The sequence below is a fragment of the Pseudomonas thermotolerans DSM 14292 genome (genome assembly GCF_000364625.1).
In the GTDB taxonomy this organism is placed as follows: domain Bacteria; phylum Pseudomonadota; class Gammaproteobacteria; order Pseudomonadales; family Pseudomonadaceae; genus Aquipseudomonas; species Aquipseudomonas thermotolerans.
Genome location: NZ_KB822617.1, coordinates 1 through 25,942, shown reverse-complemented (window position 1 = coordinate 25,942; position 25,942 = coordinate 1). Strand labels below are relative to the sequence as shown.

Annotated in this window: 28 protein-coding genes and 1 pseudogene; 11 read left to right on the top strand and 18 right to left on the bottom strand. The window is 67.2% G+C overall.

Annotated elements, in window-relative coordinates:
- Positions 1-7: 7 nt before the first annotated feature.
- From H165_RS0113870 to H165_RS0113845, 6 genes are all read right to left on the bottom strand, one after another.
- Positions 8-748: a flagellar basal body rod protein FlgF gene (locus H165_RS0113870; RefSeq protein ID WP_017939540.1), complete on the bottom strand. Its 741-nt coding sequence runs from the start codon at positions 746-748 to the stop codon at positions 8-10.
- 219 nt (positions 749-967) lie between these two features.
- Positions 968-2,281: a flagellar hook protein FlgE gene (gene flgE, locus H165_RS0113865; RefSeq protein WP_017939539.1), complete on the bottom strand. Its 1,314-nt coding sequence runs from the start codon at positions 2,279-2,281 to the stop codon at positions 968-970.
- Between the two features lie 44 nt (positions 2,282-2,325).
- The gene (gene flgD / locus H165_RS0113860) at positions 2,326-3,006 is read right to left on the bottom strand and encodes a flagellar hook assembly protein FlgD (protein ID WP_017939538.1); all 681 of its coding nucleotides are present in this window, start codon (positions 3,004-3,006) and stop codon (positions 2,326-2,328) included.
- Positions 3,007-3,027: 21 nt separating this feature from the next.
- A complete protein-coding gene (gene flgC / locus H165_RS0113855; RefSeq protein WP_017939537.1) occupies positions 3,028-3,477 on the bottom strand; it encodes a flagellar basal body rod protein FlgC in 450 nt (149 codons plus the stop codon).
- Positions 3,478-3,491: 14 nt separating this feature from the next.
- Positions 3,492-3,899 carry a flagellar basal body rod protein FlgB gene (gene flgB, locus H165_RS0113850; protein ID WP_017939536.1) on the bottom strand — a complete coding sequence of 136 codons (408 nt, stop codon included), beginning with the start codon at positions 3,897-3,899 and terminating at the stop codon, positions 3,492-3,494.
- A 181-nt stretch (positions 3,900-4,080) separates the two neighbouring features.
- Positions 4,081-4,458, bottom strand: a complete 378-nt coding sequence (locus H165_RS0113845) for a hypothetical protein (protein WP_017939535.1) — start codon at positions 4,456-4,458, stop codon at positions 4,081-4,083.
- 198 nt (positions 4,459-4,656) lie between these two features.
- Here H165_RS0113845 and H165_RS0113840 point away from each other — a divergent pair, with 198 nt between their 5' ends.
- Positions 4,657-5,958 carry an alpha/beta fold hydrolase family protein gene (locus tag H165_RS0113840; protein WP_017939534.1) on the top strand — a complete coding sequence of 434 codons (1,302 nt, stop codon included), beginning with the start codon at positions 4,657-4,659 and terminating at the stop codon, positions 5,956-5,958.
- The gene (locus H165_RS0113835; RefSeq protein WP_017939533.1) at positions 5,951-6,724 is read left to right on the top strand and encodes an MlaA family lipoprotein; all 774 of its coding nucleotides are present in this window, start codon (positions 5,951-5,953) and stop codon (positions 6,722-6,724) included. Before H165_RS0113840 ends, H165_RS0113835 begins: the two co-directional genes overlap by 8 nt.
- 12 nt (positions 6,725-6,736) lie before the next feature.
- Here the strand turns inward: H165_RS0113835 and H165_RS0113830 are convergent, their stop codons facing one another.
- A complete protein-coding gene (locus tag H165_RS0113830; RefSeq protein ID WP_017939532.1) occupies positions 6,737-7,141 on the bottom strand; it encodes a DUF488 domain-containing protein in 405 nt (134 codons plus the stop codon).
- Between the two features lie 69 nt (positions 7,142-7,210).
- Between H165_RS0113830 and H165_RS0113825 the strand changes: the two genes are divergently transcribed.
- Together H165_RS0113825 and gap are read left to right on the top strand one after the other, a co-directional pair.
- Complete coding sequence (locus H165_RS0113825; RefSeq protein WP_017939531.1) at positions 7,211-7,858, top strand: COG3650 family protein; 648 nt, start codon at positions 7,211-7,213, stop codon at positions 7,856-7,858.
- A gap of 86 nt (positions 7,859-7,944) precedes the next feature.
- On the top strand, positions 7,945-8,943 hold the full coding sequence (gap, locus tag H165_RS0113820; RefSeq protein WP_017939530.1) for a type I glyceraldehyde-3-phosphate dehydrogenase: 999 nt from the start codon (positions 7,945-7,947) through the stop codon (positions 8,941-8,943).
- 70 nt (positions 8,944-9,013) lie between these two features.
- Here gap and H165_RS0113815 read toward each other — a convergent pair whose 3' ends face one another.
- Positions 9,014-9,478: an outer membrane lipoprotein gene (locus tag H165_RS0113815; protein ID WP_017939529.1), complete on the bottom strand. Its 465-nt coding sequence runs from the start codon at positions 9,476-9,478 to the stop codon at positions 9,014-9,016.
- Between the two features lie 166 nt (positions 9,479-9,644).
- On the opposite strand from H165_RS0113815, the gene H165_RS0113810 reads away from it, so the two are divergent.
- The gene (locus H165_RS0113810; RefSeq protein WP_017939528.1) at positions 9,645-9,887 is read left to right on the top strand and encodes a hypothetical protein; all 243 of its coding nucleotides are present in this window, start codon (positions 9,645-9,647) and stop codon (positions 9,885-9,887) included.
- Between the two features lie 12 nt (positions 9,888-9,899).
- Here the strand turns inward: H165_RS0113810 and pdxH are convergent, their stop codons facing one another.
- The 5 genes from pdxH to dinG form a co-directional block, all read right to left on the bottom strand.
- A complete protein-coding gene (gene pdxH, locus H165_RS0113805; RefSeq protein WP_026146634.1) occupies positions 9,900-10,547 on the bottom strand; it encodes a pyridoxamine 5'-phosphate oxidase in 648 nt (215 codons plus the stop codon).
- A gap of 151 nt (positions 10,548-10,698) precedes the next feature.
- The gene (locus H165_RS0113800) at positions 10,699-11,379 is read right to left on the bottom strand and encodes an OmpA family protein (RefSeq protein WP_017939526.1); all 681 of its coding nucleotides are present in this window, start codon (positions 11,377-11,379) and stop codon (positions 10,699-10,701) included.
- A gap of 135 nt (positions 11,380-11,514) precedes the next feature.
- The gene (locus tag H165_RS0113795) at positions 11,515-12,663 is read right to left on the bottom strand and encodes an EstA family serine hydrolase (RefSeq protein WP_017939525.1); all 1,149 of its coding nucleotides are present in this window, start codon (positions 12,661-12,663) and stop codon (positions 11,515-11,517) included.
- A gap of 77 nt (positions 12,664-12,740) precedes the next feature.
- Positions 12,741-15,110 (bottom strand): beta-agarase, encoded by a 2,370-nt coding sequence (locus H165_RS0113790; RefSeq protein WP_420493624.1) that lies wholly within the window; start codon positions 15,108-15,110, stop codon positions 12,741-12,743.
- Between the two features lie 166 nt (positions 15,111-15,276).
- Positions 15,277-17,421 carry an ATP-dependent DNA helicase DinG gene (gene dinG / locus H165_RS0113785; protein ID WP_017939523.1) on the bottom strand — a complete coding sequence of 715 codons (2,145 nt, stop codon included), beginning with the start codon at positions 17,419-17,421 and terminating at the stop codon, positions 15,277-15,279.
- A 91-nt stretch (positions 17,422-17,512) separates the two neighbouring features.
- Between dinG and H165_RS0113780 the strand changes: the two genes are divergently transcribed.
- A complete protein-coding gene (locus H165_RS0113780; RefSeq protein ID WP_017939522.1) occupies positions 17,513-17,977 on the top strand; it encodes a CopD family protein in 465 nt (154 codons plus the stop codon).
- Between the two features lie 56 nt (positions 17,978-18,033).
- Here the strand turns inward: H165_RS0113780 and H165_RS18625 are convergent.
- From H165_RS18625 to H165_RS0113765, 3 genes and pseudogenes are all read right to left on the bottom strand, one after another.
- Positions 18,034-18,851, bottom strand: a pseudogene (locus H165_RS18625) (collagen-like protein).
- Complete coding sequence (locus tag H165_RS0113770; RefSeq protein ID WP_017939520.1) at positions 18,844-19,152, bottom strand: DUF1145 domain-containing protein; 309 nt, start codon at positions 19,150-19,152, stop codon at positions 18,844-18,846. Before H165_RS0113770 ends, H165_RS18625 begins: the two are co-directional and overlap by 8 nt.
- A 187-nt stretch (positions 19,153-19,339) precedes the next feature.
- Positions 19,340-20,035 carry a PA1041 family peptidoglycan-binding anchor lipoprotein gene (locus H165_RS0113765; protein ID WP_026146633.1) on the bottom strand — a complete coding sequence of 232 codons (696 nt, stop codon included), beginning with the start codon at positions 20,033-20,035 and terminating at the stop codon, positions 19,340-19,342.
- A gap of 133 nt (positions 20,036-20,168) precedes the next feature.
- Between H165_RS0113765 and H165_RS0113760 the strand changes: the two genes are divergently transcribed.
- Positions 20,169-20,666 (top strand): DUF6231 family protein, encoded by a 498-nt coding sequence (locus H165_RS0113760; protein WP_017939518.1) that lies wholly within the window; start codon positions 20,169-20,171, stop codon positions 20,664-20,666.
- A 2-nt stretch (positions 20,667-20,668) separates the two neighbouring features.
- Entirely contained in the window at positions 20,669-21,136 is a 468-nt protein-coding gene (locus tag H165_RS0113755; protein WP_026146632.1) for a YchJ family protein, read from the top strand.
- Positions 21,137-21,228: 92 nt separating this feature from the next.
- Here the strand turns inward: H165_RS0113755 and H165_RS0113750 are convergent, their stop codons facing one another.
- Positions 21,229-21,762, bottom strand: coding sequence for a hypothetical protein (locus H165_RS0113750; RefSeq protein ID WP_017939516.1), 534 nt, complete (start codon positions 21,760-21,762; stop codon positions 21,229-21,231).
- 113 nt (positions 21,763-21,875) lie between these two features.
- Here H165_RS0113750 and H165_RS0113745 point away from each other — a divergent pair, with 113 nt between their 5' ends.
- The 3 genes from H165_RS0113745 to H165_RS0113740 all read left to right on the top strand — a co-directional run bounded on the left by H165_RS0113745 (position 21,876) and on the right by H165_RS0113740 (position 25,279).
- On the top strand, positions 21,876-22,370 hold the full coding sequence (locus H165_RS0113745; protein WP_026146631.1) for an LEA/WHy family protein: 495 nt from the start codon (positions 21,876-21,878) through the stop codon (positions 22,368-22,370).
- Positions 22,371-22,376: 6 nt separating this feature from the next.
- Positions 22,377-22,568 carry an SEC-C metal-binding domain-containing protein gene (locus tag H165_RS19255; protein WP_040640654.1) on the top strand — a complete coding sequence of 64 codons (192 nt, stop codon included), beginning with the start codon at positions 22,377-22,379 and terminating at the stop codon, positions 22,566-22,568.
- Between the two features lie 170 nt (positions 22,569-22,738).
- Positions 22,739-25,279: a penicillin acylase family protein gene (locus H165_RS0113740; RefSeq protein ID WP_017939514.1), complete on the top strand. Its 2,541-nt coding sequence runs from the start codon at positions 22,739-22,741 to the stop codon at positions 25,277-25,279.
- A 109-nt stretch (positions 25,280-25,388) separates the two neighbouring features.
- Here H165_RS0113740 and H165_RS19790 read toward each other — a convergent pair whose 3' ends face one another.
- Positions 25,389-25,562, bottom strand: a complete 174-nt coding sequence (locus H165_RS19790) for a hypothetical protein (protein WP_169333532.1) — start codon at positions 25,560-25,562, stop codon at positions 25,389-25,391.
- Positions 25,563-25,942: the final 380 nt, after the last annotated feature.

Genomic DNA, 25,942 nt, shown 5'->3' with positions numbered 1-25,942 from the left:
CAAGTGGTTAGCTGAGTTGCAATACCCGCGCCATGGCCGCCGCATCGTCCTCGGCGGTGCGCATCATCTTCACGGACAGCTCGAACTGGCGGGACAGTGAGAGGATCGCGGTCATCTCCTCCACCGCGTTGACGTTGCTGGCCTCCAGGAAGCCGGAGGTCACCCGCACGTTGTTGTCCGCTGGCAGCGGCTCGCCGCCCTTGTAGCGGATCAGGCCGTCCTGGCCCTTCTCCATCATCCTGAGGTCCGGATTGACCAGCTTCAGGCGGTCCACCTCGGCCAGCACGTTGGGCGCTTCGCCCAGCGCACGGATGGTGATGGTGCCGTCCTCGCCGATCTCCACCTTCTCCTGCGGCGGCACGGCGATCGGACCGCCGTTGCCGAGCACCGGCAGGCCGCTGCTGGTACGCAGCTGGCCGAGGGCGTCGATCTGCAGGCTGGCGGTGCGCACGTAGGCCTCGCTGCCGTCCGGGGCCTGGACCGCCAGCCAGCCGTCGCCACTAATGGCGATATCCATCTCGTTGCCGGTTTCCTGCAGGGTGGCGCTGGTGAAGTCGGTGGCCGGCCGCTCGCTCATCGCATAGACACGCGACGGAAAACCGTCGCCGAACACCGGCATGGCGCGCGCCTGCTCGAAGTCGCGGCGGAAACCGCTGGTGGAGACGTTCGCCAGGTTGTTGGCATGGGCGCGCAGGGCCAGGGTGTTCTGGCTGGCTCCGCTCATGGCCACGTACAGCATCTTGTCCATGGTGTTCTCCGGGATCGGGCGTCAATCCACTGCTCTCTCGGAGGTTATCCAGCAAAGGCTGTGCCAGTCTCCAAAAACACAGACAAGCGTTTGATTCAAAAGGAAAAAACAAAAGAAAAAGCTCCCTTGCGGGAGCCTGGAGGCTGCAGAGCGGCGGAAGATTGCCGCTTGCGGCAAAGGAGAGAAGATGACAGGCCCCGCCAGGCGGGGCCCTCAGATTCAGCGGATGTTGATGATGGTCTGGGTGATGGCGCTCTCGGTCTCGATGGTCTTGGCGTTGGCCTGGTAGTTACGCTGGGCGACGATCAGGTTGACCAACTGGTCCGACAGCTCCACGTTGGAATCTTCGAGCGCACCGGACTGCAGGGCTCCCAGAGTGCCGGAGCGCGGCGTGCCGATCACCGGCTCGCCGGAGTCGAAGGTCTGTACCCAAGCCGTCTTGCCAACCGGGCTCAGGCCCTGCGCGTTGGCGAAGTTGGCCAGCACCACCTGACCCTGCACCCTGGATTGGCCGTTGGTATAGCGGGCGAAGATCACCCCGGTGTCGTCGATCTCCAGACCGGACAGCTGACCGGTGGTGTAGCCATCCTGACTCACCCGGTTGACCGCGAAGCTGCTGGCGTACTGAGTGGAGGCACGCAGGTCGATGGAGATGCCGGTCGGGCTGGCATTGGCGCCATTGGGTCCCCAGACCGGCGGAACGCCGCCGTCCGAAGCCGCCGGCACCCAGTCGTTGAGGCTCATCAGCCCGGTGGCCGGGTCATAGTTCAGCGGGCCACCGGCAGCCATGCCGGCCTGGTTCAGGGAGCCATCGGGGTTGAACTGCAGCTCCATGGTGTAGGGCGTGGTGGAGCCAGGGTTTGCCGGGTTGCGACCGTCAACCAGCACATGCATGTTCCAGGTGTTTTCTCCGGTCTTGACGAAGTACTGGGTGAACACATGGGCATTGCCCTGGGTGTCGTAGATGTTCACCGAGGTTGACGAGTTGTAGGTGGTCGGATCGTTCGGATCGAAGGGCCCGCCAGTCGGCGCGGTGTTCGTCGAGTTCAGGTTGAAGGCCTGCTCCAGCTTGGTGGAGGCCTTCGGCGCCTGGTTGGTGGTTTCTACCCGCAGGTCGCCGACCACGCCGTTCTGCAGGTTGCCGTCGCCGTCCACCGGGTAGCCCTGCAGGCGGTAACCGAAGTTGTTGACGATGTAGCCGTCACGGTCGGTGCCGAAATAACCAGCGCGGGTATAGCTGATGTCGCCGCCGTTGCTGGTGACGAAGAAACCGCTGCCGTTGATCGCCAGATCCAGGGTGTTCTGGGTGTAGTTGATGTTGCCCTGATTGAACAGCTGCGACACGTTGGACAGCAGCACGCCACTGCCACGCGGGTTGGAACCATTGCCGAGAATCGTGGCGGCATAGACGTCGGAGAACTCCGCGCGCGATTGCTTGAAGCCGGCAGTGCCGGCGTTGGCGATGTTGTTGCCGGTGACATTGAGGTCGTTAGTGGCGGCTCGCAGACCGCTGAGCCCGATGTTGAACGCCATGGAAGACTCCTGTGCCGGGACAACCGGCGGTTATGACCGGTTGGTTATTGACCGATGATCTGGACCTGGGAGAGTGGAACGCTGCCGAGACCGGCCAGGTTGAGCTGTAGCTCGCCGCCGTTCTGGCTGAGAGTGACGCTATCCACGTTGGCGGGAAGCAAGGTGTAGAGCCCCTTGGTGCCATCCGCGTAGGCAGCCTGCGCCTCGAACTTGTAGGTGCCGGGCGGCAACAGGTTGCCGCTGGCATCCTTGCCGTCCCACATGAAGCTCACGTTGCCGGCCTGCTGCTGGCCAAGGTTGATGCGGCTCACCGACTTGCCGCTGCTGTCGTAGATGTTGACGTAGACGTTGCTGCTGCTCACCGGCAGTATCAGGCTGGCCTTGAAGGTTTCGCTGGTATCCACCACCGCACTGTCGGTCGGCACGATGACCTTGCGGCCGACCAGCGAGGACGCCTGCAGAGCCTGGGAAGACTGGTAGTTGGAGAGCAGCGTGCCGAGGCTGTCGTTCAGTTGCTGCACACCTTCCACCTGGGTGAACTGGGCCAGTTGGGCGATGAATTCGCCGTTGCCCTGAGGCTCCAGCGGGTTCTGGTTGTTCAGCTGGGCCACCAGCAGATTGAGGAAGGCATCCTTGCCCAGCTCGTCTTTCTTGGCGCTGGTGCCGCTCTTGATCTGGTACTGATCCAGGACGGAACTGACACCAGCGGTGCTATCGATGCTCATCTCTGCTCCTCATCCGTGCTGTCACTGACCCAGGGTCAGCACTTTCAGCATCATCTGCTTGGCGGTGTTCATCATTTCCGCGTTGGTCTGGAAGGAGCGGCTGGCCGAGATCATGTCGGCCATCTCCTCGACCACGTTGACGTTCGGGTAGTAGACGTAGCCGTTCTCGTCGGCCGCCGGGTGGTTCGGCTCATAGCGCGGCACCAGGCTGCTCTGATCCTCCACCACGCCGAGCACCTGCACGCCAACGCCGGCCTGAACCTCGTCGGCGAACAGCGAGCCACGGTCGCCGGTGCCGTTCTGCGCGCTCTGCAGCATGGTGGCGAACACCGGATGACGCGCCCGGTAGGTCTGCTCGATGCTGGAGGACACGCTCTCGGCGTTGGCGATGTTGCTGGAGATGGTGTTCAGACGAGTGGTCTGGGCACTCATGCCGGTACCGGCGATGTTGAAGACTTTGGACAGGGACATGCTGGGGCTCTCCGTCATTCGCCGCGCAGGGCGCTGATCAGGCCTTTGAACTTGCTGTTGAGCAGGGTGAAGCTGGTCTGAAACTGCACCGCGTTCTCGGTATAGTTGGCCTGCTCCAGCTGAGCGTCGACGGTGTTGCCGTCGATGGCCGGCTGCATCGGAATACGGTACTTGAGCACCTCGCTGGCGAGGTCGAGCCCTTCGCCGGCGATGTGCTGGCTGTTGGTCCGGGTCAGCTGGAAGGTGCCGCGCTGGGCCCGCTCGCTCTGCTCGGCGAGCACCGCGGCGAACTCCAGATCGCGCGCTTTGTAGTTAGGGGTATCGGCGTTGGCGACGTTGTTGGCCAACACTTCGGCGCGCTGGGCGCGGAAGCCGAGTGCCTTTTCATGGATGCCGAGGGCCTTGTCGAAGCTGATGCTCATGTCAACGAACCTTGCCGTTCTGCTGGTTTGCCAGAGATTCAGCAAAGTGCGTGCCAGAAAAAATCGGCCTTTTAATTCAAGGATTTGGCGCTTGCCGCCAGTCAATTTGCCGCCGGCTGCGGCAAGCCATTACCGCTCGGAGGCAATGGCGCATTGCCGCCCTGCCGCCAAGCGACCGCCGCTAGCAGTGTCGAGCCGCCACCTGCGGCGCCCGCACCAGGCGCAGAGCGGCGATCACCAGGGCAAACACCGCCAGGCTGGCGGTGTAGAGCACCAGCGCCAGAATGGCGAGGAACAGGCCCAGCAGCGCCAGCCACCAGCCGTTCCGGCCGGGTAGGAGGAAGGCCGGCACTGCTGCCGCCAGGGCGCTCCAGGCGATCACCTTGAAGTGGATGAGCATGCCCAGCCCGGAGCGCAGGCGGCATTCCCAGTGCGCCGCCTCCGCGCAGAGCCCGACCCACTGGTCATCCTCCATCAGCGCGAAGCGCAGCCCGTAGCAGGCGGCCAGCCACAGCGCCACCGAGACCGGCAAGAGGATCAGGGACGGGGAACGGCACATGGAGGCTCTCCGGCAACAAAACGCCGCCCAGCATAATCCCTCCCGACCACGGTTCAAGCCTTGCCGCCGGCTCCGGCCGGCCACCGCCAATATTTTGAACCGTAGCGCCCCGAGCGACTCCAATCCGGGCCGCAGGCCTTGCAGGATGGCCGGCAAACGGCTTCACTCAGCCCCGTTTCGTTCAAAGGGATTCGCCCCATGTCCGTCCTTCTCCGCCTGGCCGTACTCTTCGCGGCCCTTGTTCTAAGCGCCACCAGCCAGGCGCTGACGCAGCCGGATGCGACCAGTTACGGCTATCCGCTGGCCAACCCCTTCGAGGCGACCATCGCCACCACGCCGCCGGCGTTGCGTCCGGCATTGCCGGACGACGAGGACATCGACCAGGCCGACCATTCCCTCCGTCTGCGCCCGGAACGGGAATTCAGCCTGCAGAAGAACTTCTGGCCGGTGAGCCGCCTGACCTACCGTCTGGCCCGCCAGGACGGCCCGGCACCGCTGGTCTTCCTGATTGCCGGCACCGGCGCCCACTACGCCAGCAGCCTCAATGAATACCTGAAGAAGCTGCTCTACGGCGCCGGCTTCCACGTGGTGCAGCTGTCCTCACCGACCAGCTACGACTTCATGGCCGCCGCCTCACGGCATGCCACACCGGGGATATCCAGCGAGGATGCGGACGACCTTTACCGGGTCATGCAGGCGGTGCGCGCCCGTCATCCGCACCTACAGGTCACCGACTACCACCTGGCCGGCTACAGCCTCGGCGCCCTCCACGCCGCCTTCGTCAGCCGCCTGGACGAGAGCCGGCGCGCCTTCAACTTCAAGCGCGTGCTGATGCTCAACCCACCCGTCAACCTCTACACCTCGACCAGCAATCTGGACCGCCTGGTGCAGACCCGGGTCAGCGGCATCGACGACAGCACCACTTTCTACCAGGTGGTGATGGCCAAGCTGACCCGCTACTTCAGGGAAAAAGGCTACATCGACCTCAGCGAGGCGCTGCTCTACGACTTCCAGCAGTCCAAGGAGCAGCTCTCCGACGAGCAGATGGCCATGCTGATCGGCAGCGTGTTCCGTTTCTCCGCGGCCGACATCGTGTTCACCTCGGACCTGCTCAACCGCCGCGGCCTGATCACCCCGCCGAACTACCCGATCACCGAGAGCACACGCCTGGAGCCGTTCTTCCGCCGCGCCCTGCAGTGCGACTTCGACTGCTACATCCGCGAGCAGCTGCTGCCCATGTGGCGGGTGCAAACCAACGGCAACAGCCTGATGCAGATGGTCGACCAGATCAGCCTCTACGCCCTCGAGGACTACCTGAGGCGCAGCGGCAAGATCCTCGTCATGCACAACGCCGACGACATCATTCTCGGCCCCGGCGACCTCGGCTTCCTGCGCCGCGCCCTGGGCGAGCGACTGATTCTCTACCCTCGCGGCGGGCACTGCGGCAACCTCAACTACCGCGTCAACGCCAACGACATGCTGGAGTTCCTCCGTGGCTAACAAGCCCTTCCTGCCTGCCCTGCTGCTGGCCGTGACCGCCAACCTGGCCTGGGCCGACCACATCACCGATCCGGACGGTTTCACCCGTCCGCTGGAGCACCTGAAGTTCAACCCCGGCCTCGATCAGCGCGAATTCGAGCGCGCCAGCTTCGATGCGCTGAACGTCTACGACCCCTGGGAGCGCTGGAACCGCCGGGTCTACCACTTCAACTACCGCTTCGACGAGTGGGTGTTCCTGCCGATGGTACGCGGCTACCGCTACGTGACGCCGCGACCGGTACGCAACGGGGTGAGCAACTTCTTCGCCAACCTCGGCGACGTGCCCAACCTGGTCAACAGCCTGCTGCAGCTCAAGGGCCGGCGTTCCATGGAGATCACCTGCCGCCTGCTGTTCAACACCACCTTCGGAGTGCTCGGCCTCTGGGACCCGGCCAGCCGCATGGGCCTGCCCAAGCACAGCGAGGACTTCGGCCAGACCCTGGGCTTCTACGGCGTGCCGGAAGGCCCCTACCTGATGCTGCCGCTGCTCGGCCCCTCCAACCTGCGCGACACCGCCGGCCTGGTGACCGACTACGCCGTCGAGTTCGGGGTCAACTACCTCGACGTGGCACAGACCAGCAGCGAGCATCCAGAGATCACCGTGCTCAAGGCGGTGGACAAGCGTCACGTCACCAACTTCCGCTACGGGCAGACCAACTCACCGTTCGAGTACGAGAAAATCCGCTACGTCTACACCGAATCGCGCAAGCTGCAGATCGCCGACTGACGCGCATCCACGCTATTCGCCGGAAGGCTCGCCGGCATAGCACACCGGTGAGCTGGGCGGGCCCTGGCGCTCCAGCTCTTCCTCGAGGAACTCCGCCAGCACCCTGGCGTTATTGCGCTCCTCGTCACGGGCAGCGAACAGCAAGGTCAGGGTGCCGCTGCGCGCCTTGTCCAGCAGCGGCATCCAATACTCCGGATGGGCAGCCAGCTCGGCGCGGTAGTGCTCGCGGAATTCCGCGAAGCGCTCGGCCTCGTGGTGGAAGACCTTGCGCAGCTCGGCCGACGGCGCCACCTCGCGCGCCCAGGCGTCCAGGCGCAGCTCGTCCTTGCGGCAGCCGCGCGGCCACAGACGGTCGACCAGGACCCGGTAGCCGTCGTCGGCCGTGCGTGCCTCATGCACCCGCTTGCATTGGATCATTTCCGCCTCCGCTCTTGAGCCGGACCGGCGCGCTGGGTAACGTGGCCACAATTGTTTCGGAGATCGACGATGCGCGCCGCCCGCCCCCTATTCTTTGCCCTGTTGCCCCTCTTGGCCAGTTGTCAGTTGTTCGACACCCGCGGCGACTCGAATGCCGGGCAGGTCCGCCTGCAGGGCGAGCTGAGCGTCAGCGCCGGACGATTGACGCTGCGCCCCTGCGGCGACGAACGCCAGCTGGTCCTCGGCGACAACGGCCCCACCAGCCTCAGCCGGGATGCCGCCGCGCTCTTTTCCGACGGTTCCGGCCCGCTGTTCGTCGACGTCCTGGGCATCCCCAGCGACGGCCACCTGAAGGTCACCCAGCTCTATCGCCTGCAACAGCAGGGCCACGGCTGCGACGATCCCGAGTTCAAACGCCTGCTGCTGCGCGCCAGCGGCAACGAGCCGGGCTGGAGCGTGGAGATCGGTCGCCGGGGCATGCTCCTGCAGCGCCAGGACCAGCCCAGCCTGGTTCTGCCCTACGTGCAGGAACAGCTGCCCGATGGGCGCTTCGACTTCAGCAGCGAGGCCAACGGCCAGCGCATCCAGCTGTGGGTCACCCCGCAGCGCTGCGTGGACGGCATGAGCGGCACCCTCAGCCATCTGAGCGCCGAACTGCGCATCGACGGCCAGCTGCAACGTGGCTGTGCCTACTACGGCGGCCAGCTCGGCAACTGACAGGGAAACCTGCGGACACAAGCCCGCTGCCCCTCGTCTTCCTTCCCGGGCCTAAGCTGAACGGGGAGTGACGAAGGAGGAAGCCTATGTCGCGCATCGCCATCAACGGTTATGGGCGAATCGGCCGCATGCTGGTCCGCGCGCTGTTCGACCGGGACCTGCAAGACGAGCTGCGCCTCGTGGCCATCAACGACCTCGGCGAACCAGCCACCCTCGCCCACCTCACCCGCTTCGACTCGACCTACGGCCGCTACCCCGGCGAGATCGGTCTGGACGGCAGCCAGCTGCAGATCGCCGGGCAGGCCATCCCCCTGTTCCGCGAACGCGAGCCGCAGGCCCTGCCGTGGCGCCGCCTGGAGGTCGACCTAGTCCTGGAATGCACCGGCAAGCTCAAGCGCCGCACGCAGGTCGGACAGCACCTGGAGGCCGGCGCGCCGCGGGTGCTAACCTCACATCCGCTGGACGACGCCGACCTCACCGTGGTCTACGGGGTCAACCACGAACGACTCGGCGCACAGCGGATCGTCTCCAACGCCTCCTGCACCACCAACTGTCTGGCTCCGCTGGCCATGCTGCTGCACCGCGAGGTGGGCATCCGCCAGGGACTGATCACCACGGTACACGCCTACACCAATGATCAGAACCTGCTCGACAAGGCCCATGCCGATCCCTACCGGGCGCGCGCCGCGGCCCTGTCGATGATTCCCACCAGCACCGGCGCGGCCAGGAGCATCGGTCTGGTCCTGCCGGAGCTGGCCGGGCGTCTCGACGGCCTGGCAGTGCGGGTACCGACGCCCACGGTGTCACTGCTCGACCTGACCTTCACGGCCGAGCGTCCGACCAGCCGCGAGACCATCGACGCCTGTCTGCGCCGCGGCGCCGCCGAACTGCCGCCCGGTGTGCTGGAATGTAACGCGCTGCCCTTGGTGTCCAGCGACTTCATCGGTTGCCCGGTATCCTGCGTGGTGGACCTCAACCACACCCGGGTGCAGGACGACCTGGTCAAGGTGCTGGCCTGGTACGACAACGAATGGGCCTTCGCCAACCGCATGCTGGACGTGGCCCTGGCCTGGCTGAAGCGCTGAGGAACGTCTGCGGCCCGAACGAAACGGCCCCTCCCCCGTTGCCGGGAGAGGGGCCGCTTGCCGTCCGGACTCAGTGCGCCACTCGGCTGGTGCCGTTGACGGTGAGGATGCGTACCCGGTCGCCGACCCGGAAGATCTGGTTCTCCTCCACTTCCTGCACGTATGCGCGCAGGGAGCCATCGTCCTCGCGTACGGTGATTTCCACGCCCTGGGTGCGGGTCAGGCCTTCCTCGGTCGCCGCCCCCAGCAGACCGCCGGCCACGGCCCCGATCACCGCCGCCACCGCGCTCCCGCGGCCGCCGCCAACGCCGCTGCCGGCCACGCCGCCGACCACCGCGCCGGCACCTGCGCCGATCGGCGTCTTGGTGCCCTCGATGCGCACCGGGCGCAGGGACTCGATGGTGCCCATCCGCACGGTCTGGACCTGGCGGGCCTCATCGCGAGAATAGGTGTCGCCGGTGAGGCTGGACTGACAACCGCCCAACGTCAGCCCGACGCTCAGAAGCGAAGCGGCCAGCACAATAGACTTACGCATAAGGTTTCTCCTAACGACAGACTTGAGCATTAGACTCCGGCACCACGCCCCTGTCACGACGGCTCCAGAGAAAATCCCCCGCGAGGCGCTCGTGGGTCTGTTACCGTTTGCGTCCACGAACGACGGCAACACCCCAAGGGTAGCAAGACCGCAAGAGTAGGAAAGCATGGATTACTTCATCATCGTCATCACCACCGTGGCTGGCCTGTACTTCCACTGGTGGATCTACGTGCGCATCAAGCGCTGGATGGACCGCGACCTGGCGCTGTCCCTGGCCGGCGACGACGCGGCCATGCGCGAGCACATGCTCGCCTGTCTGAGCCAGGCACAGGCCAGCGGAGTGCGCCGTAGCGACCTGCCAGCCTGGCTGGAACGCGCCGCCGCGGAATACCGCGCGTCCCGCCAGTAAGCAATCGAACCCTCAGGGCGCCAGCCGCTCGCGAACCCAGGCGTCGTCGACCAGACGGTAGTTGAGGCGGTCGTGCAGGCGGCTCTCCCGGCCCTGCCAGAACTCGATGCGCTCCGGCAGCAGACGGTAGCCGCCCCAGTGTGGCGGGCAGTGCGGGGCGACGTCGAGAAAGCGCCGCCGGGTCTCGTCCAGCAGTTCCTCCAGCTCGCCGCGACCGCGGATCACCCGGCTCTGCGGCGACGCCCAGGCGCCGATGCGGCTGCCCAGCGGGCGCACCTGAAAGTAGGCGTCGGATTCCTCCGGAGTGACCCGCTCCACCCGCCCCTCGATGCGCACCTGGCGCTCCAGCGCCGGCCAAAAGAAGGTCATTGCGGCGAACGGCCGCACGGCCAGCTGCTGGCCCTTGGCGCTTTCGTAGTTCGTGAAGAAGGTAAAGCCGCGCTCGTCGACCCCCTTGAGCAGCAGCACCCGGCAGTGCGGTCGGCCTTCGGCGTCCACCGTAGCCAGGGTCATGGCGTTCGGCTCGACCGGCAGTTGCTCGGTCTTCACGGCATCGTCGAACCAGCGGCGGAACAGCGCAAAGGGTTCGTCTGGGGCTTGGTTTTCACTGAGGCCGTCACGAGTGTACTCGCGACGCATATCGGCCAGGGACTTAGACATGGCGGTCATCCTGTCGGCTCATGGGGTACGGAGGGCCGCCAGATCCCACGTGAGGCGTCAGGTGCCGGCAGGCCCGCGGGCCGTCGCCGCTGCGTCGCCGGAACGGCGAACGTGCCGGAACGGCAATGGCCCTAGATTATCCTACCGGGGGTCATTTGGATTGACTTGCGGCAAGCTCCGGCTTCGGCTCGGCGGGCTTGACGTAGCGCGCCAGCAGGGCGACCAGGGTGTGGCGCTGGGTCAGCACCACTTCCACGCGGCGGTTCAGGGCGCGACCTTCCTTGCTGTCGTTGGCGGCGCGCGGCATGTCGGAGCCGACGCCCTTGTGGATCAGACGGTCGCTGCGCAGGCCGCTGAGGCGGAAGATCGAAGCCACCGCCGAGGCGCGCTCCTGGCTAAGCTCGCGGTTACGCTTGTCGTCGCCGGAGCTGTCGGCATGACCGAGTACCAGCACGCCGGTTTCCGGATCGGCTTCGACCAGCTTGGCCACCTTGGTGATCGGCGCGAGCACTGCCGGCATCAGCAGCCCCGGACGGTCCGGATTGAAGGAGGAATCCACCGGAGCGGTGACGATCAGGGTGTTCTCCTCGCGGCTGACCTCGAACTTGCTGCCCTTCAGCTCGTCGCGCAGGCGCTGTTCGTACTTGTCCAGCCAGGCGGCGGTGGCCTCGTGGTCGATCTTGGCCTTCCTGGCCTTGGCCGCTTCGGTGACCTCTTGCGCCAGGGGCTTGTCCTTGTCGAAAGCAAACAGGTTGTCGAACTTGAAGTTGCTGCAACCGGCAGCGGTCAGGCAGAGAACGAGGGTAGCTGTCTTGAGCAGCAGCGTGCGCATGGAAAGGGCTCCGTCAGTTGTGTCGGCTGGTGAGGCGGCCGGAAAGCGGCATATGGTAACTCTTATTCGGTGCGTTAAATTCTGGACGCAACCCACTAATCCCTAAAAGTTTTATCCGTTCATCCTGACGAGCGGTCAGCCCAGGCAGTCCTTCACGGCGCGCGCCAGTTTCTGTGCTCGCGGGTCCATCAGCACGTAGGGCCCCAGGGTGTTGGTGACGAAGCCAAAGGCCAACTCGCGCTCCGGATCGGCAAAGCCCACCGAACCGCCCGCCCCCGGGTGGCCGAAGGCCTTGGGTCCGAGCCCGTAGGTGGCGTTGGCCACATCCGGCTGGTCGAGCATGCAACCCAGGCCGAGACGGGTGCGGGTCAGCAGGGTGAGATCCTCACCGAGGCTGTGCTCGCGGGTCATCTCGTTGAGCAGCTCGGCCTCCAGCAGGCGACCATCGAGCAGCCCGGCGTAGAAGCCGGCCAGCGCCCGCGCGCCGCCGTGGCCATTGGCCGCCGGCTGCTCCATGCGCCGCCACTCCGGCTTGTTGGTGCTGGTGAGGATCGACGGCGGGTTGGCGAAGGCGCGGGTGGTCAGTGCCGTCGGTTCGCTCATCATGCACTTGAGCAGGCGCTGCGCCGCGGCGTCGCCGAAGCTGCCCTTGGCCCGTGCCACGTGGGCGACCCGCGGAAACTCGTTGTCTGCCAGGCCGATGTGGAAATCCAGGCCCAGCGGCCGGGCGGTACGCGCCACTATGCTCGTTCCGGGACTGCGCCCGTCCACCCGACGCAGCAGTTCGCCCACCAGCCAGCCGTAGGTGATGGCCGCGTAGCCGTGGGCCTCGCCGGGCGTCCACCAGGGTGCCTCGGCGGCCAGGGCGCTGGTCATCCGCTGCCAGTCATAGAGCACCTCGGCCGGCAGCAACTCGCGCAGCGCCGGCAAGCCGGCACGGTGGCTGAGGATCTGCCGCAGGGTCACCCGCTCCTTGCCGGCGGCGGCGAATTCCGGCCACCAGCGGGCCACCGGCACGTCCAGGTCCAGCTTGCCCTCGCCGACCAGCTGCAGCGCAGCCACCGCGGCGAAGGTCTTGGTGCAGGAGAACAGGTTGACCAGGGTGTCGCTGGTCCAGGCCTGGCTGCCGTCCTTGTCGGCGGTGCCGGCCCAGAGGTCCAGCACGGTTTCCCCGCTTACCTGCACGCAGAGCGCGGCGCCACGCTGCTGAGGATCCTCGAAGAGGCTGGCGAAGGCTTCCTTCACCGCCTCGAACCTGAGATCGAAATAGCCCTGGATCTGCACGCGAAATTCCTCGAATTCTGTGATGGGGGCGGATTGTCCCAGTCGGCCACGGGATTGTGAACCGATCCTTGCGAGGGCTATTGCCCGGCCGGCCCTGGAGATTCGGGATGGGCCAGCCTGTCCGGCCGATCGGCCTGCCCGGCAGCGCCTGGCTGCGTCGCCTCGGCCTGCTGCGCCGCGGCGGCGCGCCTGCCGGCATCGGTCAGCAGTTGCCGGCCCAGCTCCAGGTTGGCCTTGCGCACCGCGGCGACGAAGCCCTGCCAGGGTCGGTCGGTGATGCCCACCAGGCCCAGGTGGCCGTTCTCGCCGTCCAGCAGGCGGCCGGTCACCGGCTGGTCGAGGTACTGGAACCAGTGCACGCCGACGATCAGCGGCTCCTCCAGGGCCTTCTGCAGGTAGTGGGCGTAGGCTTGGCCGCGCTCCTCTTCCTTGTAGACCTCCTGCAGGCCGCCCCAGAAGGGCCCGCGGTCACGGGAGCCGAAGTGGAATTCGCTGACCAGCACCGGCTTGTCCAGCGCGCGCAGGGCGGCAAAGTCGTAGCCGTGCTGCGGCTCGCGGGTGTAGAGGTTGAAGCTCAGCACGTCGCAGTAACGGGCGCAGGAGGCCACCGCCTCGGGCGTCGCGCTGGCGAAGCGGCCGCCCAGCAGCAGGTGGTTGGGGGCGTGCCATTTCAGGGAGTCGGCGATGGTCTTGAAGTAGGCATCGGCGAACAGCCGCTGGAAGTCCTGGAGATCCTGCTCGATGGCCGGATACGCCGGGTTCGGCAGGGGCGCCTCGAAGCCCGGATCCTCCAGCAGCTCCCAGGCCGGCAGTTCGATGCCCCAGGCCCGGGACAGGCCCTCGTGATTGCGGTACTTGTCGCGTAGCAGCTTGAGGAAGGCACGCTTGGCCGGCACGTCGGTGCTCAGTCGCAGGGTGCCGTAGGCCAGTGCGTAGCGGGCCCGCGGGCCCTCCCCCGGACCGGCCCAGGGCAGCTCGTTGTCGGCGAAGTAGCCGAGCAGCCAGGGATCGTCGCGGTGGTCGCGGGTGGCGATGGCGATGGCCCGTTCGGCAGCCATGGCGAAGCGCGGGTCGAAGGGATCGGGCATCCCGCCCCACCAGTCCAGCCCGGTGCTGATGGTGGCGTAGTCGCCGCTGATCGACAAAGGAATGGTATAGGGCACCCGCGCGGCCTGGCCCAGCTCGGCGTCACTCCAGTTGCCCAGGGTGTTGAAGCCCCAGGCCTGCAGGCGGTCCAGGGCGTGACCGGTCCAGCGCGGCAGGTCGACGTCCGGCGACAGGCAGGACGGCGCGGTGACCGCGGGAGACTCGGTCGTCGCCCCGCTGGCGGCCGCCTGCGCAGCGGGCGGCGCGCAGTCCGTCTTGCCGTAGGTGCGGTACAGGTTGGCGCGGTAGAAGTCGTACCAGCGCCCGCTGGCGAAGGCCCGACCGCGGTTGGCGCCGCCGTCGCTGCGGCTGTCGCTCTGCCCGTAGAAGGCGGCAAGCGGCTCGCCCTCCTTCGGCAGGCTGGTGAACATGGCCTCGCGGCCTTCCACGTAGGTCGCGCTGTGGCCCAGGCTCACGGTGTTGACACCCAGGGAGTAGAAAGCATGGCCGTCCGGGGTGACCAGGTACCAACGGCCGTCGCGCTTCTCGGTGCGGAAGAAGTTGCCGGCCTCGAACTTCGGCCCGTCCAGCAGGCCGCCGTAGGCATCGGTCTTCGGCCGTTCCTGTAGCCACTTCTGCAACTGCGCAGCCTCCCTGGCAGCGGCGGTGCGCAGCTCCTCGTCCTTGCTCACCTTCTCCGGCCAGCGCAGCCGGGTGTACTGGCCGTAGCCGTCCACCAGTCCGGCATAGGCGGCCTGCTCCACTTCCTCGCCGGCCAGGACGCCGAAGCGGCCGATCAGGATGCTCTGTGCCGCCTTGGGATTCTCCAGGGCCAGGCTCACCGCGGTGACCCTGGCCGGGTCCAGTTCGCCTTCCACGTCCGTGGCGAGCAGGGTGCGCTTGCCCTTGTGGTACCACGGCATCGGCGGTGCGGCACGCATGCCGTGGGCCAGCGGCGAGCTGGCCTGCAGCGGCACCAGCAGATTTTGCGCCGGGCCGGCGGGCAACGCCACCCGGCTGGTGAGGCTCTTGCCGTCGGCGCTCTCGATGCGCACCAGCAGGGTGATCGCCCAGTCCATGGCGTTCTGGATGCGCAGACTCATCAACTGCGCCTGCGACCAATCCCACTGGCCGCCCTGCGGAATCAGACGCAGGCTGGGCTGCTGGCCCGGGTTGAAGGTGATCCGCCGGAGGATCTCTCCTTCCGCGGTGTCCTCACCGGTCAGCGAGGGCAACAGGGCGTGTTGCAGCTCGACGCGCACCGCGTCGGTGGGGCTGACGAAGTTGAACAAGGTCTGCTGACTGGCCGCACTGGCCCACAACGGCAGGACGCAGGCGGCGGCGAGCAGGGAACGGAGGATCATCGACGAGAACTCCTGAGCGACATGGCATTCCCGAAGGTGGTCCGGAACCGGACATCGATCGGTGTCCGACAAGGCTCCGTCACGGCCTGGCGGCCCGCTGCGCGCGCCGGCCCCGGGAAGGAAGATGCCAAGCATATCCATCGCCGCCCCCGGAAACGAGCGCTCAGGCGATCTCGCGACGGAAAGGTGGCAGCGCGTTGAGGATCGCCTTGCCGTAGCGCTGGGTGACCACCCGGCGGTCCAGCAGGGTGATGGTGCCGCGGTCCGTCTCGGTGCGCAGCAGGCGCCCGCAGGCCTGCACCAGGCGCAGCGAGGCGTCGGGCACGGCGATTTCCATGAAGGGGTTGCCGCCCCGCGCCTCGATCCACTCGGCGAGCGCCGCTTCCACCGGATCGTCCGGCACCGCGAAGGGAATCTTGGCGATCACCACGTGCTCGCAGTAGGCGCCGGGCAGGTCGACGCCCTCGGCGAAGCTAGCCAGGCCGAACAGCACGCTGGGTTCACCCTCGTCGACCCGCGCCTTGTGCTTGCTGAGGGTCTCCTGCTTGGACAGGTTGCCCTGGATCAACACGCGGCGGCGCCATTCACGGTCGAGACCGTCGAACACGTCCTGCATCTGCCTGCGCGAGGAGAACAGCACCAGAGTGCCGCGGGTGCCCTCCACCAGCGCCGGCAGCTCGCGGATGATCGCCGCGGTGTGCGCCGCCGCATCGCGCGGGTCGGCCTTGAGATCCGGAACCCGTAGCAGACCGGCCTCGGCGTGGCGGAACGGGCTGGGCACCACCACGGTGACTGCCGACCTGGGCAGCCCGGCGCGCATGCGGAAGCGGTCGAAGCTGTTCAGCGCGGTGAGCGTGGCGGAGGTCACCAGGGCACCGTAGGCGACGTTCCAGAGATTGCGACGCAGGGTCTCGGCGGCGAGGATCGGACTGGCGTTGACCTCGATGTCGAACAGCACGCCGCTCTCCACCAGAGTCAGCCAGCGCGCCATGGGCGGGCTGTCCTCCGGATCCTCCGAGGTGAAAGCGCCCCACAGCTCCCAGTTGCCCTGGGCGCGGGCCAGCAGGCTGCCGAACAGCGGGTACCACTCCTCGGCCTGGTGGCTGGGAATGCCCACGCTGCCCTCGCCGTCCATGGCCTCCTTGAGCAGTTCGGCCAGACGGGTGAACAGGTCGGTGAGACGGGCGAAGCCCTTCTTCAGCTCGATGCCCGGCTCGCGCAGGTGCTCGGGCACCACGCCGCCCTCGAAGCGATGCCGCGGCCGCTCGCGGCCCTCCATGTCCTCGCCGGCGCGGAAGTCGGCCAACTGCTCGCAGAGGGTGAACATGAACTGCTGCTGGGTGCGCAGCTCGCGGGCCAGCTCCGGCACCTGCTCGAGCAGCCGGCCGAGGTCGCCGGGCAGCGGATGCTGAGCAAGCAGCTTGGTGAGGTTCTTGTCCACCTGGCCGAGCCAGTCGGCGGTGGAGCGCAGGCGGGTGAAGTGGGCGAAGTGGCCGATGGCCTTGTCCGGCAGGTGGTGGCCTTCGTCGAACACGTAGATGGTGTCGCGCGGGTCCGGCAGCACCGCGCCGCCCCCCAGGGCCAGGTCGGCCAGCACCATGTCGTGGTTGGTGACGATCACGTCCACCTTGGTCATGCCCTCGCGCGCCTTGTAGAAGGCGCACTGCTGGAAGTTCGGGCAGTGCCTGTTGGTGCACTGGCTGTGGTCGGTGGTCAGCCGGCTCCACACCTGGTCGTCCAGCTCCTCCGGCCAGGTGTCGCGATCGCCGTCCCAGCGGTTGCCCGCGAGCTTCTCCACCATGCCGGTGTAGAGCTTCTGGCTGGCCTCGTCGACGTCGATGCGGAAGCCCTCGTCGGCGAACAGCTGGGCGGTGGCGCTCTGCGCCTGGCCTTCCTGGAGCAGGGCGTCGAGCCGCGACAGGCATAGGTAGCGGCCGCGCCCCTTGGCCAGGGCGAAGCTGAAAGACAGGCCGCTGTTGCGGATCAGGTCCGGCAGGTCCTTGTGGACGATCTGCTCCTGCAGCGCCACGGTGGCGGTGGCGATCACCAGGCGCTTGCCGGCCGCCTTGGCCGCGGGGATCGCCGCCAGGCTGTAGGCCACGGTCTTGCCGGTGCCGGTGCCGGCTTCCACCGCCACCACCGCCGGCTCGCCGTCGCGGTGGCCTTCCTCGTCGGGCTTGATCGCCCCCAGCACCTTGGCCACCTCGGCGATCATCAGGCGCTGGCCATAGCGGGGCTTGAGCCCCTTGGCCTCGAGAAAGCGGGAATAGGCGCCCTGGATCTGGGACTTGAGTTCGGCGCTGAGCATGGGAATGGGCGTGCGGGAGACTGGATAAATTTTCAGTAGTTTACCGATAGGTTATGCTCGCGCGCCACACCGAAGCCCGATGGAGAAACCGATGACAGCCTTCGCTGCCCTGTATGCCGTACACCTGCTCGCCGCCCTGGTCTGGGTGGGCGGCATGTTCTTCGCCTGGATGGTCCTGCGCCCCGCCGCCGTCGCCGCCCTGGAGGCACCGCAACGGCTGAAGCTGTGGGCCGAGGTCTTCCGCCGCTTCTTCACCTGGGTGTGGGGCGCGGTGGTGCTGCTGCCGGTCAGCGGCATGGGCATGCTGCACATGCACTTCAGCGGCCTGGAGGGCGCACCGCGCTACGTGCAGATCATGATGGGCCTGTACATCGCCATGCTGGCGCTGTTCCTGCGCATCCAGGCCCTGCTGCTGCCGGAGCTGCGCCGCGCCATCGACGCCGGCGACTGGCCGACCGGCGGCAATGTGCTGGGGCGGATCCGCCGGGTGGTGGGCTTCAACCTGCTGATCGGCCTGCTGTTGGTGGTCGTGACCGCCCTCCGCCCCACCCTGTAGCCGGCAGCCTAGAGGCGCGGGAGCCGGACTGCCTCGCCTTGCGCGGGAGAGCCGCCCTACTCCGCGGACTCTTCCGCGCCGCGAGTCAGGGCCCCGACGGACTCTTCCGCCGGCGCGGTGAGACGCACCAGCTCCAAGGCCCCGTCCGCCCCACTCGCTCCAGGCTGGCCGGCCAGACCGGGGCGGCCACCGCCAGCCCCGGCGACACGGTACAGCCAGCAGCCCTTGGCCTTGCCAGCCCGACCGCCCTGCCCGCCCGCGCCGGGCTCGCCGCCCGGGCCGCCCTGCAGCAGCACCTGGAGACGCTCGGCAGGAAAGTCCTCCGGCACCTCCAGACGGATGCGCCCGCCCTGGCCGCCGGACTGGCCGTCGCCGCCGGCCTGGCCATCGTGACCCCGGCGGGCACTGCCCCACAGGCAGCCGCCGGCCTTTCCATCGGCTCCATCCAGACCGCGGTAGCCCGGTGCGCCCCGGCCGCCGCGCACGTCTAGGGTAAGCCCGGTCACCTCGGCTCTTTCCAGGCGCAGACTCAGGTCGCGCCCGGCGGTCGCCGGCCGCTGGTGGTTGCCCGCCGCGCCGCGGGCACTGATCCGGCTTCCCTCGCCCAGCACGGCTTGCCGTGCTTCCAGACGGAAGACTCGCTCGGCGCGATGCCGATGCTCGCCTCACGCCCCAGACGCAGCTCGCCGACACGGATCTCGTCGAGTCCGGCGGGAATCAGCAGGGTACCGGCGTCGCCGACCTCCAGCCGGTCGAGCGCCAACTGGGCGCTGGTGGTGGGCAGACGTAGCAGAGTATTGGGACGCACCTCGATGCTGGTCTCGGCCTGCGCGACGCTGGCACAGAAGGCGGCGAGCAGAAGTGCTTTACGCATGCTGTACGCCCTCCAACGCCGATGCCCCGACCGGCATGACGGCCGGCTGAGCCTCGTACGCATCGAACAACTGGAAGGCGCCGAACAGCAGCACCTGCAGTCGCGCCAGCCAAAGCCTCGGCGCGCCCCGCAGACAGGCCCCGAACAGCACCAGCTGCAGCAGGTGGAGCCCCACTAGGAGCGCGCCTGCCAGCTGGAGCAACCCGGCGAAGGGCTGTGCGAACGGTTCGGACAGATTGACCAGAACGGCCCCCCAGAACAGCAAGGCAAGCGCCTTGCCCACTTGCAGAACGACTTTCATCCCCGTCCCCGGTCATGGCCGCGCCTAGGCGGCAAGCATTGGTGTTTTCTTCTGCTGCGCACCATACCCGCAAGGCGCGCCGGCAACAACGTAGCAGGCCACGGATCGGGCAAACTCACCAACGGATAGGAGGAAAAGCGTGCTGCCACGGCACCGCGGTACGCGTGGCAGCCAAGAGGACAAGGGACTAGCGCTCGACGAGGATTTCCACCCGGCGGTTCTGGGCCCGGCCGCTGTCCGTGGAGTTGTCGGCCACCGGCTGGCTTTCCCCGGCGCCCTGTACCGAGACGATGCTGGAGCGCGGCACTCCGCTGCCCACCAGATAGTCGGCCACCGACTGGGCACGGCGTTCGGAGAGCTGCTGGTTGTAGGCCTCAGAACCGACGCTGTCGGTATGCCCGGTGATGGTCAGACGGGCATTCGGCGCTTCGTTGCGCAGCCGGCTGGCTACGGTGTCCAGGATCGACTTGTCCGACTCGGTCAGACGCGCGGAGTCGAACTCGAACAGCAGGTCGCGGACCACGATGGTTTCCTGCGCCGGCATCGGGGCGGCTTCCTCCACCACCGTTTCCACCTGTGGCGGGCAGCCATTGGCGTCGACCGGGGTGTTCGGCGGCGTTCCCGGGCACTTGTCGCGGCTGTCCGGCACGCCATCACCATCCTCGTCACCGTCTCCATGCACCCAGCAGTAGGCGGCGGCGGTCGCACCACCCACCAGCACGCCCCAACCGGCCCAGGAGCTGCTTTCGATCGCGCCCAGGCCGGCGCCGACCACACCGCCCACGGCCGCACACTTGGGCCAGTCGTCCTTCTGCAACCCGGCGCAACCGGACAGGAGGACGCTGGCTAGAATCAGAGGTACAGCTGTCCTTGTGATGCTCATGCGTTTTTCTCCTCAGAGGAATCGGCCGACGACCGACGGTTTCCTGAGTAAAGACGGCCGTACAAAAATCCGCCAGCACTAGGCCATTTCCCCGTTTCCCTCTAGTCTTTGCGGCCCTGTTCGAGGATTTTCGATGACTGACAAGCATTCCTCGCGGACTCCGCAACAAGCCGTGGCCGCCCTGCTCGACCGTTATGCCCCGGCCAGCCTGCTGCTGGTGAGCGACAGCGACCTGCCCGCCCTGCACGCCTACGCCGAGGCCCATCCGGACCGCGAGATCGCCCGCGCACCGGCCGGTCCGCTACCCGTCGAGCTGGCCGCGCGGCGCTTCGACCTGGCGCTGGTCGCCGACTGCCTGGAGCATCTGCCGAAACGCACCGCCCTGGAACTGCTCGGCGGCATCCGCAACCTCAACGCCAGTCGCCTCGCCGTGCTGGTCGACCTCACCGCCTGCGGCTGGCAGGAAACCGAGTTCTTCGCCCTGGCCCTACAGGCCAGCGAACGCTTCCGCCGCGATGCCCAGACCCTGACCCTTTTCACCTACGATCTGCACGAGTACAAACAGGTGCCGGACTGGCTGAACGCCAAGTTCTGGGCCAATCCGGAGAACTTCGGGAAATACTGGTGGTGACCATGGAGACGACCTGCCCCTGCGGCAGCGGCAGTCATCTGGACGACTGCTGCGGCCGTTACCATGCCGGTACGCCGGCCCCCAGCGCCGAGCATCTGATGCGCTCGCGCTACAGCGCCTACGTGCTGGGCCTGATCGACTATCTGGTGCGGACCACGCTGCCGGCCCAGCAGGCCGGTCTGGACCGCGCCGCCCTGCTGGCCTGGAGCAGCCAGAGCACCTGGCTGGGACTGGAAGTGGAAAGCTCGGAGGTGCTCGGCGGCAAGCCGGAGCATGCCTTCGTCACCTTCACCGCCCGCTGGCACGACGGCCAGGGCGAGCAAGTGCACCGCGAACGCTCCGGCTTCGTGCAGTGCGACGGCCAGTGGTACTTCCTCGATCCCACGGTGCCGCTCAAGTCGGGGCGCAACGACCCCTGCCCCTGCGGCAGCGGCCTGAAGTTCAAGAAGTGCTGCGCCGGCTTCATCTGAGCGCGCCCGGGAGCAACGAAAAACGCGTCAGACGGGGAAACCGGCCTGACGCGTTTTTTCGTTGGAGCGCGGGAAGCGCGTCCGGAGTGACCTCAATCCTGCAGACGCAGGTGGGAGGTGTCCGGTGGCGGCGCGGCGGGCAGCGCCTTGGCCTGCCCCATGTCGCTGCCCACCGGCGCCAGGCTGAACTGGGTCAGGTCCACCCGGGGCGCCACCGGCTCCGGCCTAGCATCCTGCAGATCGGCCCCCAGCGGAGCGAGGCCGAAGTCCGGCGCATCCACCTCGCTGAAGGCTGCCATGTACTCGTCGCGCGGCGCCACCTGCAGGCGGCGCGGGCGCGCTGCCGGCGCGGGCTCGACCGGCGGTGGCGGAGCCAGCTCCACCTCCTCGACCTCCACGGCCATTTCCACAACCTCGGCGCGGGCACCGGCCCTTTCCATGGCCAGGCGATATTTCTCCGCCGTGCTGGCATCCAGGCCGTTCTTGATTACGATACGCCGGCCGGAGAACAGCGCGGCGATGCGTTGTGCATCCGCCTGGAACAGCCTGGCCAGATTGGTACGGACCTGTTCCGAATCGGCACCGGGCACCAACTGACCGGAGAAAGCGATTTCATAGAGGCTCATGGTCACACTCCTGTCCCATTCGGCGACCAGTATGGCGCAGGTTTTTTCCTGCCCACAACGTTGCAGCCAGACACGCGCTTGTTACACACTGGGGGAGCAAACGGAGTATTGAAATGCCTTTACAGGCACAAATGATAAGAATTCTCAGATTTGTCGCCATCCTGGCTCTGAGCTTGGGGCTCTCCGGCTGCTCATCCATGTGGAGCAGCTTCAAGGATCCTGCCGTCCATCTGCTGGAAGTGGAGGTGGTCAGGGCCAAGCTGCTGGAACAGCGCTTCCTGCTGCGCTTTCGCATCGACAACCCGAACCCGGCCAGCCTCACCATCCGCGGCCTGAACTACAGCGTCTACCTCAACGAGATGAAGCTCGCCGACGGCGAGTCCAATAGCCGCTTCACCATCCCCGCCCACGGCCACAAGGTCTTCGAGGTACCGGTGCGCACCAACCTCTGGCGCCACGTGAAACCCATCGTCAAGCTGCTGGAGAGCCCGGAAGAGCCGATCCGCTACCGCTTGCAGGGCGAGGTGAAGACCGGCTTCCTGTTCGGCCGTAGCGTGCACCTGAGCCGAAATGGCGAGATAATTCCCGGCGATTTCATCCCGGAGTAGTGCTTCATGACGCAGCAACCCCACGTTCACGGCCCCGATTGCAATCACGACCACGATCATGACCATGGTCACGTGCACGGCCCGCATTGCAACCACGGCCACCAGGCGCCAGTGCGCAATGCGCTGAGAGACGTCGGCCGCAACGATCCCTGCCCCTGCGGCAGCGGGAAGAAATTCAAGAAGTGCCACGGCGCCTGAGCGCCCCCGGCAGTTCCGACGGGCCCGCAGCACGCGGGCCCGCCTTTTTCCGGGCCTGAGCCCTCTCGCCCTTCGCCCCGGCTATTCTCCCTGGCATGTCTTGCACGGCCCGGCGTCGCTCACTAACGTAGCGCAGCCCAATGCCACCCCCTCCGCAGGAGCCTGTCCCCATGGCCTCGCCAGCCTTCTCGCGATTCCTCGGCCTCGCCACGGCCGCTGCCCTGTTCACCGGACTTGCCGGCCTGGCCGGCTGCCAGAGCTGGCTGAACGCCCAGTACGCCGCCAGCCTGCCGCCCACCAGCGGCACGCAGCCGATCAAGGGCCTGGCGGAAAGCGTCTCCATCCGCCGCAACGCCCTGGGCATGCCGCTGATCGAGACCACCAACTTCCACGACGCTCTGTTCGCCCTGGGCTACGTGCACGCCAGCGACCGCCTCAGCCAAATGGTCGGCATGCGCCTGATGGCCGAGGGCCGGCTAGCGGAGATGGTCGGTCCCGGGGTGCTGGATATCGACCGCTTCATGCGCGCGGTCAATTTGCGTGACGAGGCTGAGACCCTCTACCGGAACGCCTCGCCGCGTCTGAAAGCGTTCTTCGAGGTGTACGCCCGCGGGGTCAACGCCTACCTGTTCCGCTACCGCGACAAGCTGCCGATGGACCTGGCCCAGTCCGGCTATCGCCCGGCCTACTGGAAGCCGGAGGACTCGGTGCTGGTGTTCTGCCTGCTGAACTTCGGCCTGGCGGTCAACCTGCAGGAGGAGATCGCCGCGCTGGTGCTCGCCCAGCGGGTCGGCGCCGACAAGCTGGCCTGGCTGCTGCCCACCTACCCGGACGAACCGCTGCCCTTCGCCGAGGCCGAGAAGCTCAAGGGCCTCAACCTCGGCGGACAGATCCCCGGCCTGGCCGCTCTCGGCGCCACCGCCGGAGCCATCGCCCGCCTCGACAAGCTCGGCGTCGCCGCCTCCAATAACTGGGCGATCGCCCCACAGCTCAGCCGCAGCGGCAAGAGCCTGCTGGCCAACGACACCCACCTGCCGCTGTCCATGCCTTCGGCGTGGAACTTCGTGCAGATCCGCTCGCCACGCTTCCAGGCCGCTGGGGTCAGCGTCGCCGGGGTGCCCGCGGTGGTGGCCGGCTACAACGGCAAGCTCGCCTGGGGCATGACCATGGTGATGGGCGACAATCAGGACTTGTTCCTCGAGCAGGTGCGCCGCCAGGGCGAGCGCCTCTACTACCTGGCAGACGGCCAGTGGCTGCCGGCCCGCGAGCGTCAGGAGACCTTCTTCGTCAAGGGCGGCCGACCGATCCGCGAGACCATCTACGAAACCCGCCACGGCCCGCTGCTCAACAGCGTGCTCGGTGAGCGCAAGCACATGCTCCAGCCGCTGCACCTAAGCTCCGGCTACGGCTTGGCGCTGCGCCGCGCGCCAGTGGACGATGACCGCAGCCTGGACGCTTTCTTCGAACTGTCCCGCGCCCAGTCGGTGGAGCAAGCTTTCGAGGCCAGTCGCGAGATCCGCGCCATCGCCCTGAACATGCTGTTCGCCGACGCCCAGCACATCGGCTGGCAGGTCACCGGACGCTACCCGAACCGCCTGGAGGGCACCGGCCTGCTGCCCTCTCCGGGCTGGGACGGACGCTACGAGTGGGACGGCTTCGCCGATCCGATGCTGCATCCCTACGACCAGGATCCACCCCAGGGCTGGCTGGGCACCGCCAACCAGCGCACGGTTCCGGCCGGCTACGGCATGCAGCTGTCGAACTCCTGGTACTACCCGGAACGCGCCGAGCGCATCGCCCAGCTGGCTGCTGGCAGTCGCCACGACGCCCGCAGCATGATGGCCATGCAGCTGGACCAGACCTCGCCCTTCGTCGCCAAGCTGCAGGCGATGTTCCAGGCCCCCGGCATGGCCGAGCCGCTGCGCCAGGCGATCCGTGCCCTGCCGGCCACCGAGCGCGGCAAGGCGCAGGCAGCCCTCGACCGGCTGCTGGCCTTTGACGGCAACCTCTCGCCCGCCTCCGCAGACGCCGCGCTCTACTCGGCCTTCCTTCATGAAAGCGCCCGACACATCTTCCTCGACGAGCTGGGCCCGGAGGATAGCCCGGCCTGGCAGGCCCTGGTGGACCTGGCAGACCTCTCCTACTCGGCGCAAGCCGACCACTTGCTCGGCCGGGACGACAGCCCGTTCTGGGACGACGTCGGCACTCCGCAGCAGGAGGACAAGCCAGCGATACTCGCGCGCAGCCTGGCGGCGGCGGTGAGCCTGTTGGAAAAACGTCTGGGCAGCGACCGCAAGGCCTGGCAGTGGGGCAAGCTGCACAGCTACACCTGGGCCACCGAGACCACCAAGCTGGCGCCCTACCTGAGCGCCAGCCAGCGCGCCGGGATCAACGCCATCAAGGGCTACCTGGACCGCGGCCCCTATCCGGCCGGTGGCGACCACACCACCCTCAACGTTTCCGCCTACCACTGGGGCCAGAACTTCGACACCTGGCTGATCCCAGCGATGCGCATCGTGGTGGACTTCGCCCAGGAGGAGCCGATGTATGGTGCCAACAGCTCCGGGCAGTCCGGCAACCCAGCCAGCCCGCACTACGCCGACGGCATCGAGGCCTGGCGCAACGGCCAGTATCAGAGCTTCCCGTTCCAGCCGCAGAACCTCGACAAGGTCTACGGCACCCGGCGGCTGATGCTGATTCCGCAGAAATGACCGGAACTCCCGGCGCTGAACTTCCCGCCGGTATCAGGGTCCCAGTGAACGGACTTACTCCTAGAGATCACTTCGGGGCGCCACGGGCGCCCCTTTCTTTTGCCCACGCTCAGGCGCTCGACACCAGCGGCAGTTGGTCCGGCACCCCGGGTTCGTCCGGCTCGGTGGGCTGCGGCGGCAACGGTCTGGCCGGCTGGTCGGGCAGGTCCGGCTCCGGCTGACCGGGAATGCCGCCGACGCCGATCCGCACTGACCGAGTGCCCTTGGGTTCGCTTGCAGGCATCGTCTCCATCTCCATGACTTTTTGCTGAAGTCTTGCCCGCGTCCCGCCCGGGCGCCAGGGGCCGACGACGACTGTCCAAGAAAAAAGGTTCTTCGCGCGATCTGGGGGAAGTAGTGGTTGACGGTTCGGAGGTTGGTAGATTGGCAGTCGCCAAACAAACCGATCCCCTTCCTCTTCCCCGTCATGTGCGATGCTATGTTGGGCGTGGTCTTCTGGGAAGGCCGCCTCGTCGATTCATGCCAGGAGCGAGCCGACGGTTCGCTGCTTCTCACCCTCTCTGAAGACCCCTCACACCGCCCGCGATGTGGGCGCTGCGGTAGCGACTGTGTTCTGCTCCACGAGCGCCGGCGACGCCGGGTGCGCGATCGAGACTGGTTCGA

Excerpts from the sequence above, each read along its gene's own strand:
- H165_RS0113870 (WP_017939540.1), bottom strand. The coding sequence starts at position 748 with ATGGACAAGATGCTGTACGTGGCCATGAGCGGAGCCAGCCAGAACACC.
- flgE (WP_017939539.1), bottom strand. The coding sequence starts at position 2,281 with ATGGCGTTCAACATCGGGCTCAGCGGTCTGCGAGCCGCCACTAACGAC.
- flgD (WP_017939538.1), bottom strand. The coding sequence starts at position 3,006 with ATGAGCATCGATAGCACCGCTGGTGTCAGTTCCGTCCTGGATCAGTAC.
- flgC (WP_017939537.1), bottom strand. The coding sequence starts at position 3,477 with ATGTCCCTGTCCAAAGTCTTCAACATCGCCGGTACCGGCATGAGTGCC.
- flgB (WP_017939536.1), bottom strand. The coding sequence starts at position 3,899 with ATGAGCATCAGCTTCGACAAGGCCCTCGGCATCCATGAAAAGGCACTC.
- H165_RS0113845 (WP_017939535.1), bottom strand. The coding sequence starts at position 4,458 with ATGTGCCGTTCCCCGTCCCTGATCCTCTTGCCGGTCTCGGTGGCGCTG.
- H165_RS0113840 (WP_017939534.1), top strand. The coding sequence starts at position 4,657 with ATGTCCGTCCTTCTCCGCCTGGCCGTACTCTTCGCGGCCCTTGTTCTA.
- H165_RS0113830 (WP_017939532.1), bottom strand. The coding sequence starts at position 7,141 with ATGATCCAATGCAAGCGGGTGCATGAGGCACGCACGGCCGACGACGGC.
- H165_RS0113825 (WP_017939531.1), top strand. The coding sequence starts at position 7,211 with ATGCGCGCCGCCCGCCCCCTATTCTTTGCCCTGTTGCCCCTCTTGGCC.
- gap (WP_017939530.1), top strand. The coding sequence starts at position 7,945 with ATGTCGCGCATCGCCATCAACGGTTATGGGCGAATCGGCCGCATGCTG.
- H165_RS0113815 (WP_017939529.1), bottom strand. The coding sequence starts at position 9,478 with ATGCGTAAGTCTATTGTGCTGGCCGCTTCGCTTCTGAGCGTCGGGCTG.
- H165_RS0113810 (WP_017939528.1), top strand. The coding sequence starts at position 9,645 with ATGGATTACTTCATCATCGTCATCACCACCGTGGCTGGCCTGTACTTC.
- pdxH (WP_026146634.1), bottom strand. The coding sequence starts at position 10,547 with ATGTCTAAGTCCCTGGCCGATATGCGTCGCGAGTACACTCGTGACGGC.
- H165_RS0113800 (WP_017939526.1), bottom strand. The coding sequence starts at position 11,379 with ATGCGCACGCTGCTGCTCAAGACAGCTACCCTCGTTCTCTGCCTGACC.
- dinG (WP_017939523.1), bottom strand. The coding sequence starts at position 17,421 with ATGCTCAGCGCCGAACTCAAGTCCCAGATCCAGGGCGCCTATTCCCGC.
- H165_RS0113780 (WP_017939522.1), top strand. The coding sequence starts at position 17,513 with ATGACAGCCTTCGCTGCCCTGTATGCCGTACACCTGCTCGCCGCCCTG.
- H165_RS0113770 (WP_017939520.1), bottom strand. The coding sequence starts at position 19,152 with ATGAAAGTCGTTCTGCAAGTGGGCAAGGCGCTTGCCTTGCTGTTCTGG.
- H165_RS0113765 (WP_026146633.1), bottom strand. The coding sequence starts at position 20,035 with ATGAGCATCACAAGGACAGCTGTACCTCTGATTCTAGCCAGCGTCCTC.
- H165_RS0113760 (WP_017939518.1), top strand. The coding sequence starts at position 20,169 with ATGACTGACAAGCATTCCTCGCGGACTCCGCAACAAGCCGTGGCCGCC.
- H165_RS0113755 (WP_026146632.1), top strand. The coding sequence starts at position 20,669 with ATGGAGACGACCTGCCCCTGCGGCAGCGGCAGTCATCTGGACGACTGC.
- H165_RS0113750 (WP_017939516.1), bottom strand. The coding sequence starts at position 21,762 with ATGAGCCTCTATGAAATCGCTTTCTCCGGTCAGTTGGTGCCCGGTGCC.
- H165_RS0113745 (WP_026146631.1), top strand. The coding sequence starts at position 21,876 with ATGCCTTTACAGGCACAAATGATAAGAATTCTCAGATTTGTCGCCATC.
- H165_RS19255 (WP_040640654.1), top strand. The coding sequence starts at position 22,377 with ATGACGCAGCAACCCCACGTTCACGGCCCCGATTGCAATCACGACCAC.
- H165_RS0113740 (WP_017939514.1), top strand. The coding sequence starts at position 22,739 with ATGGCCTCGCCAGCCTTCTCGCGATTCCTCGGCCTCGCCACGGCCGCT.
- H165_RS19790 (WP_169333532.1), bottom strand. The coding sequence starts at position 25,562 with ATGCCTGCAAGCGAACCCAAGGGCACTCGGTCAGTGCGGATCGGCGTC.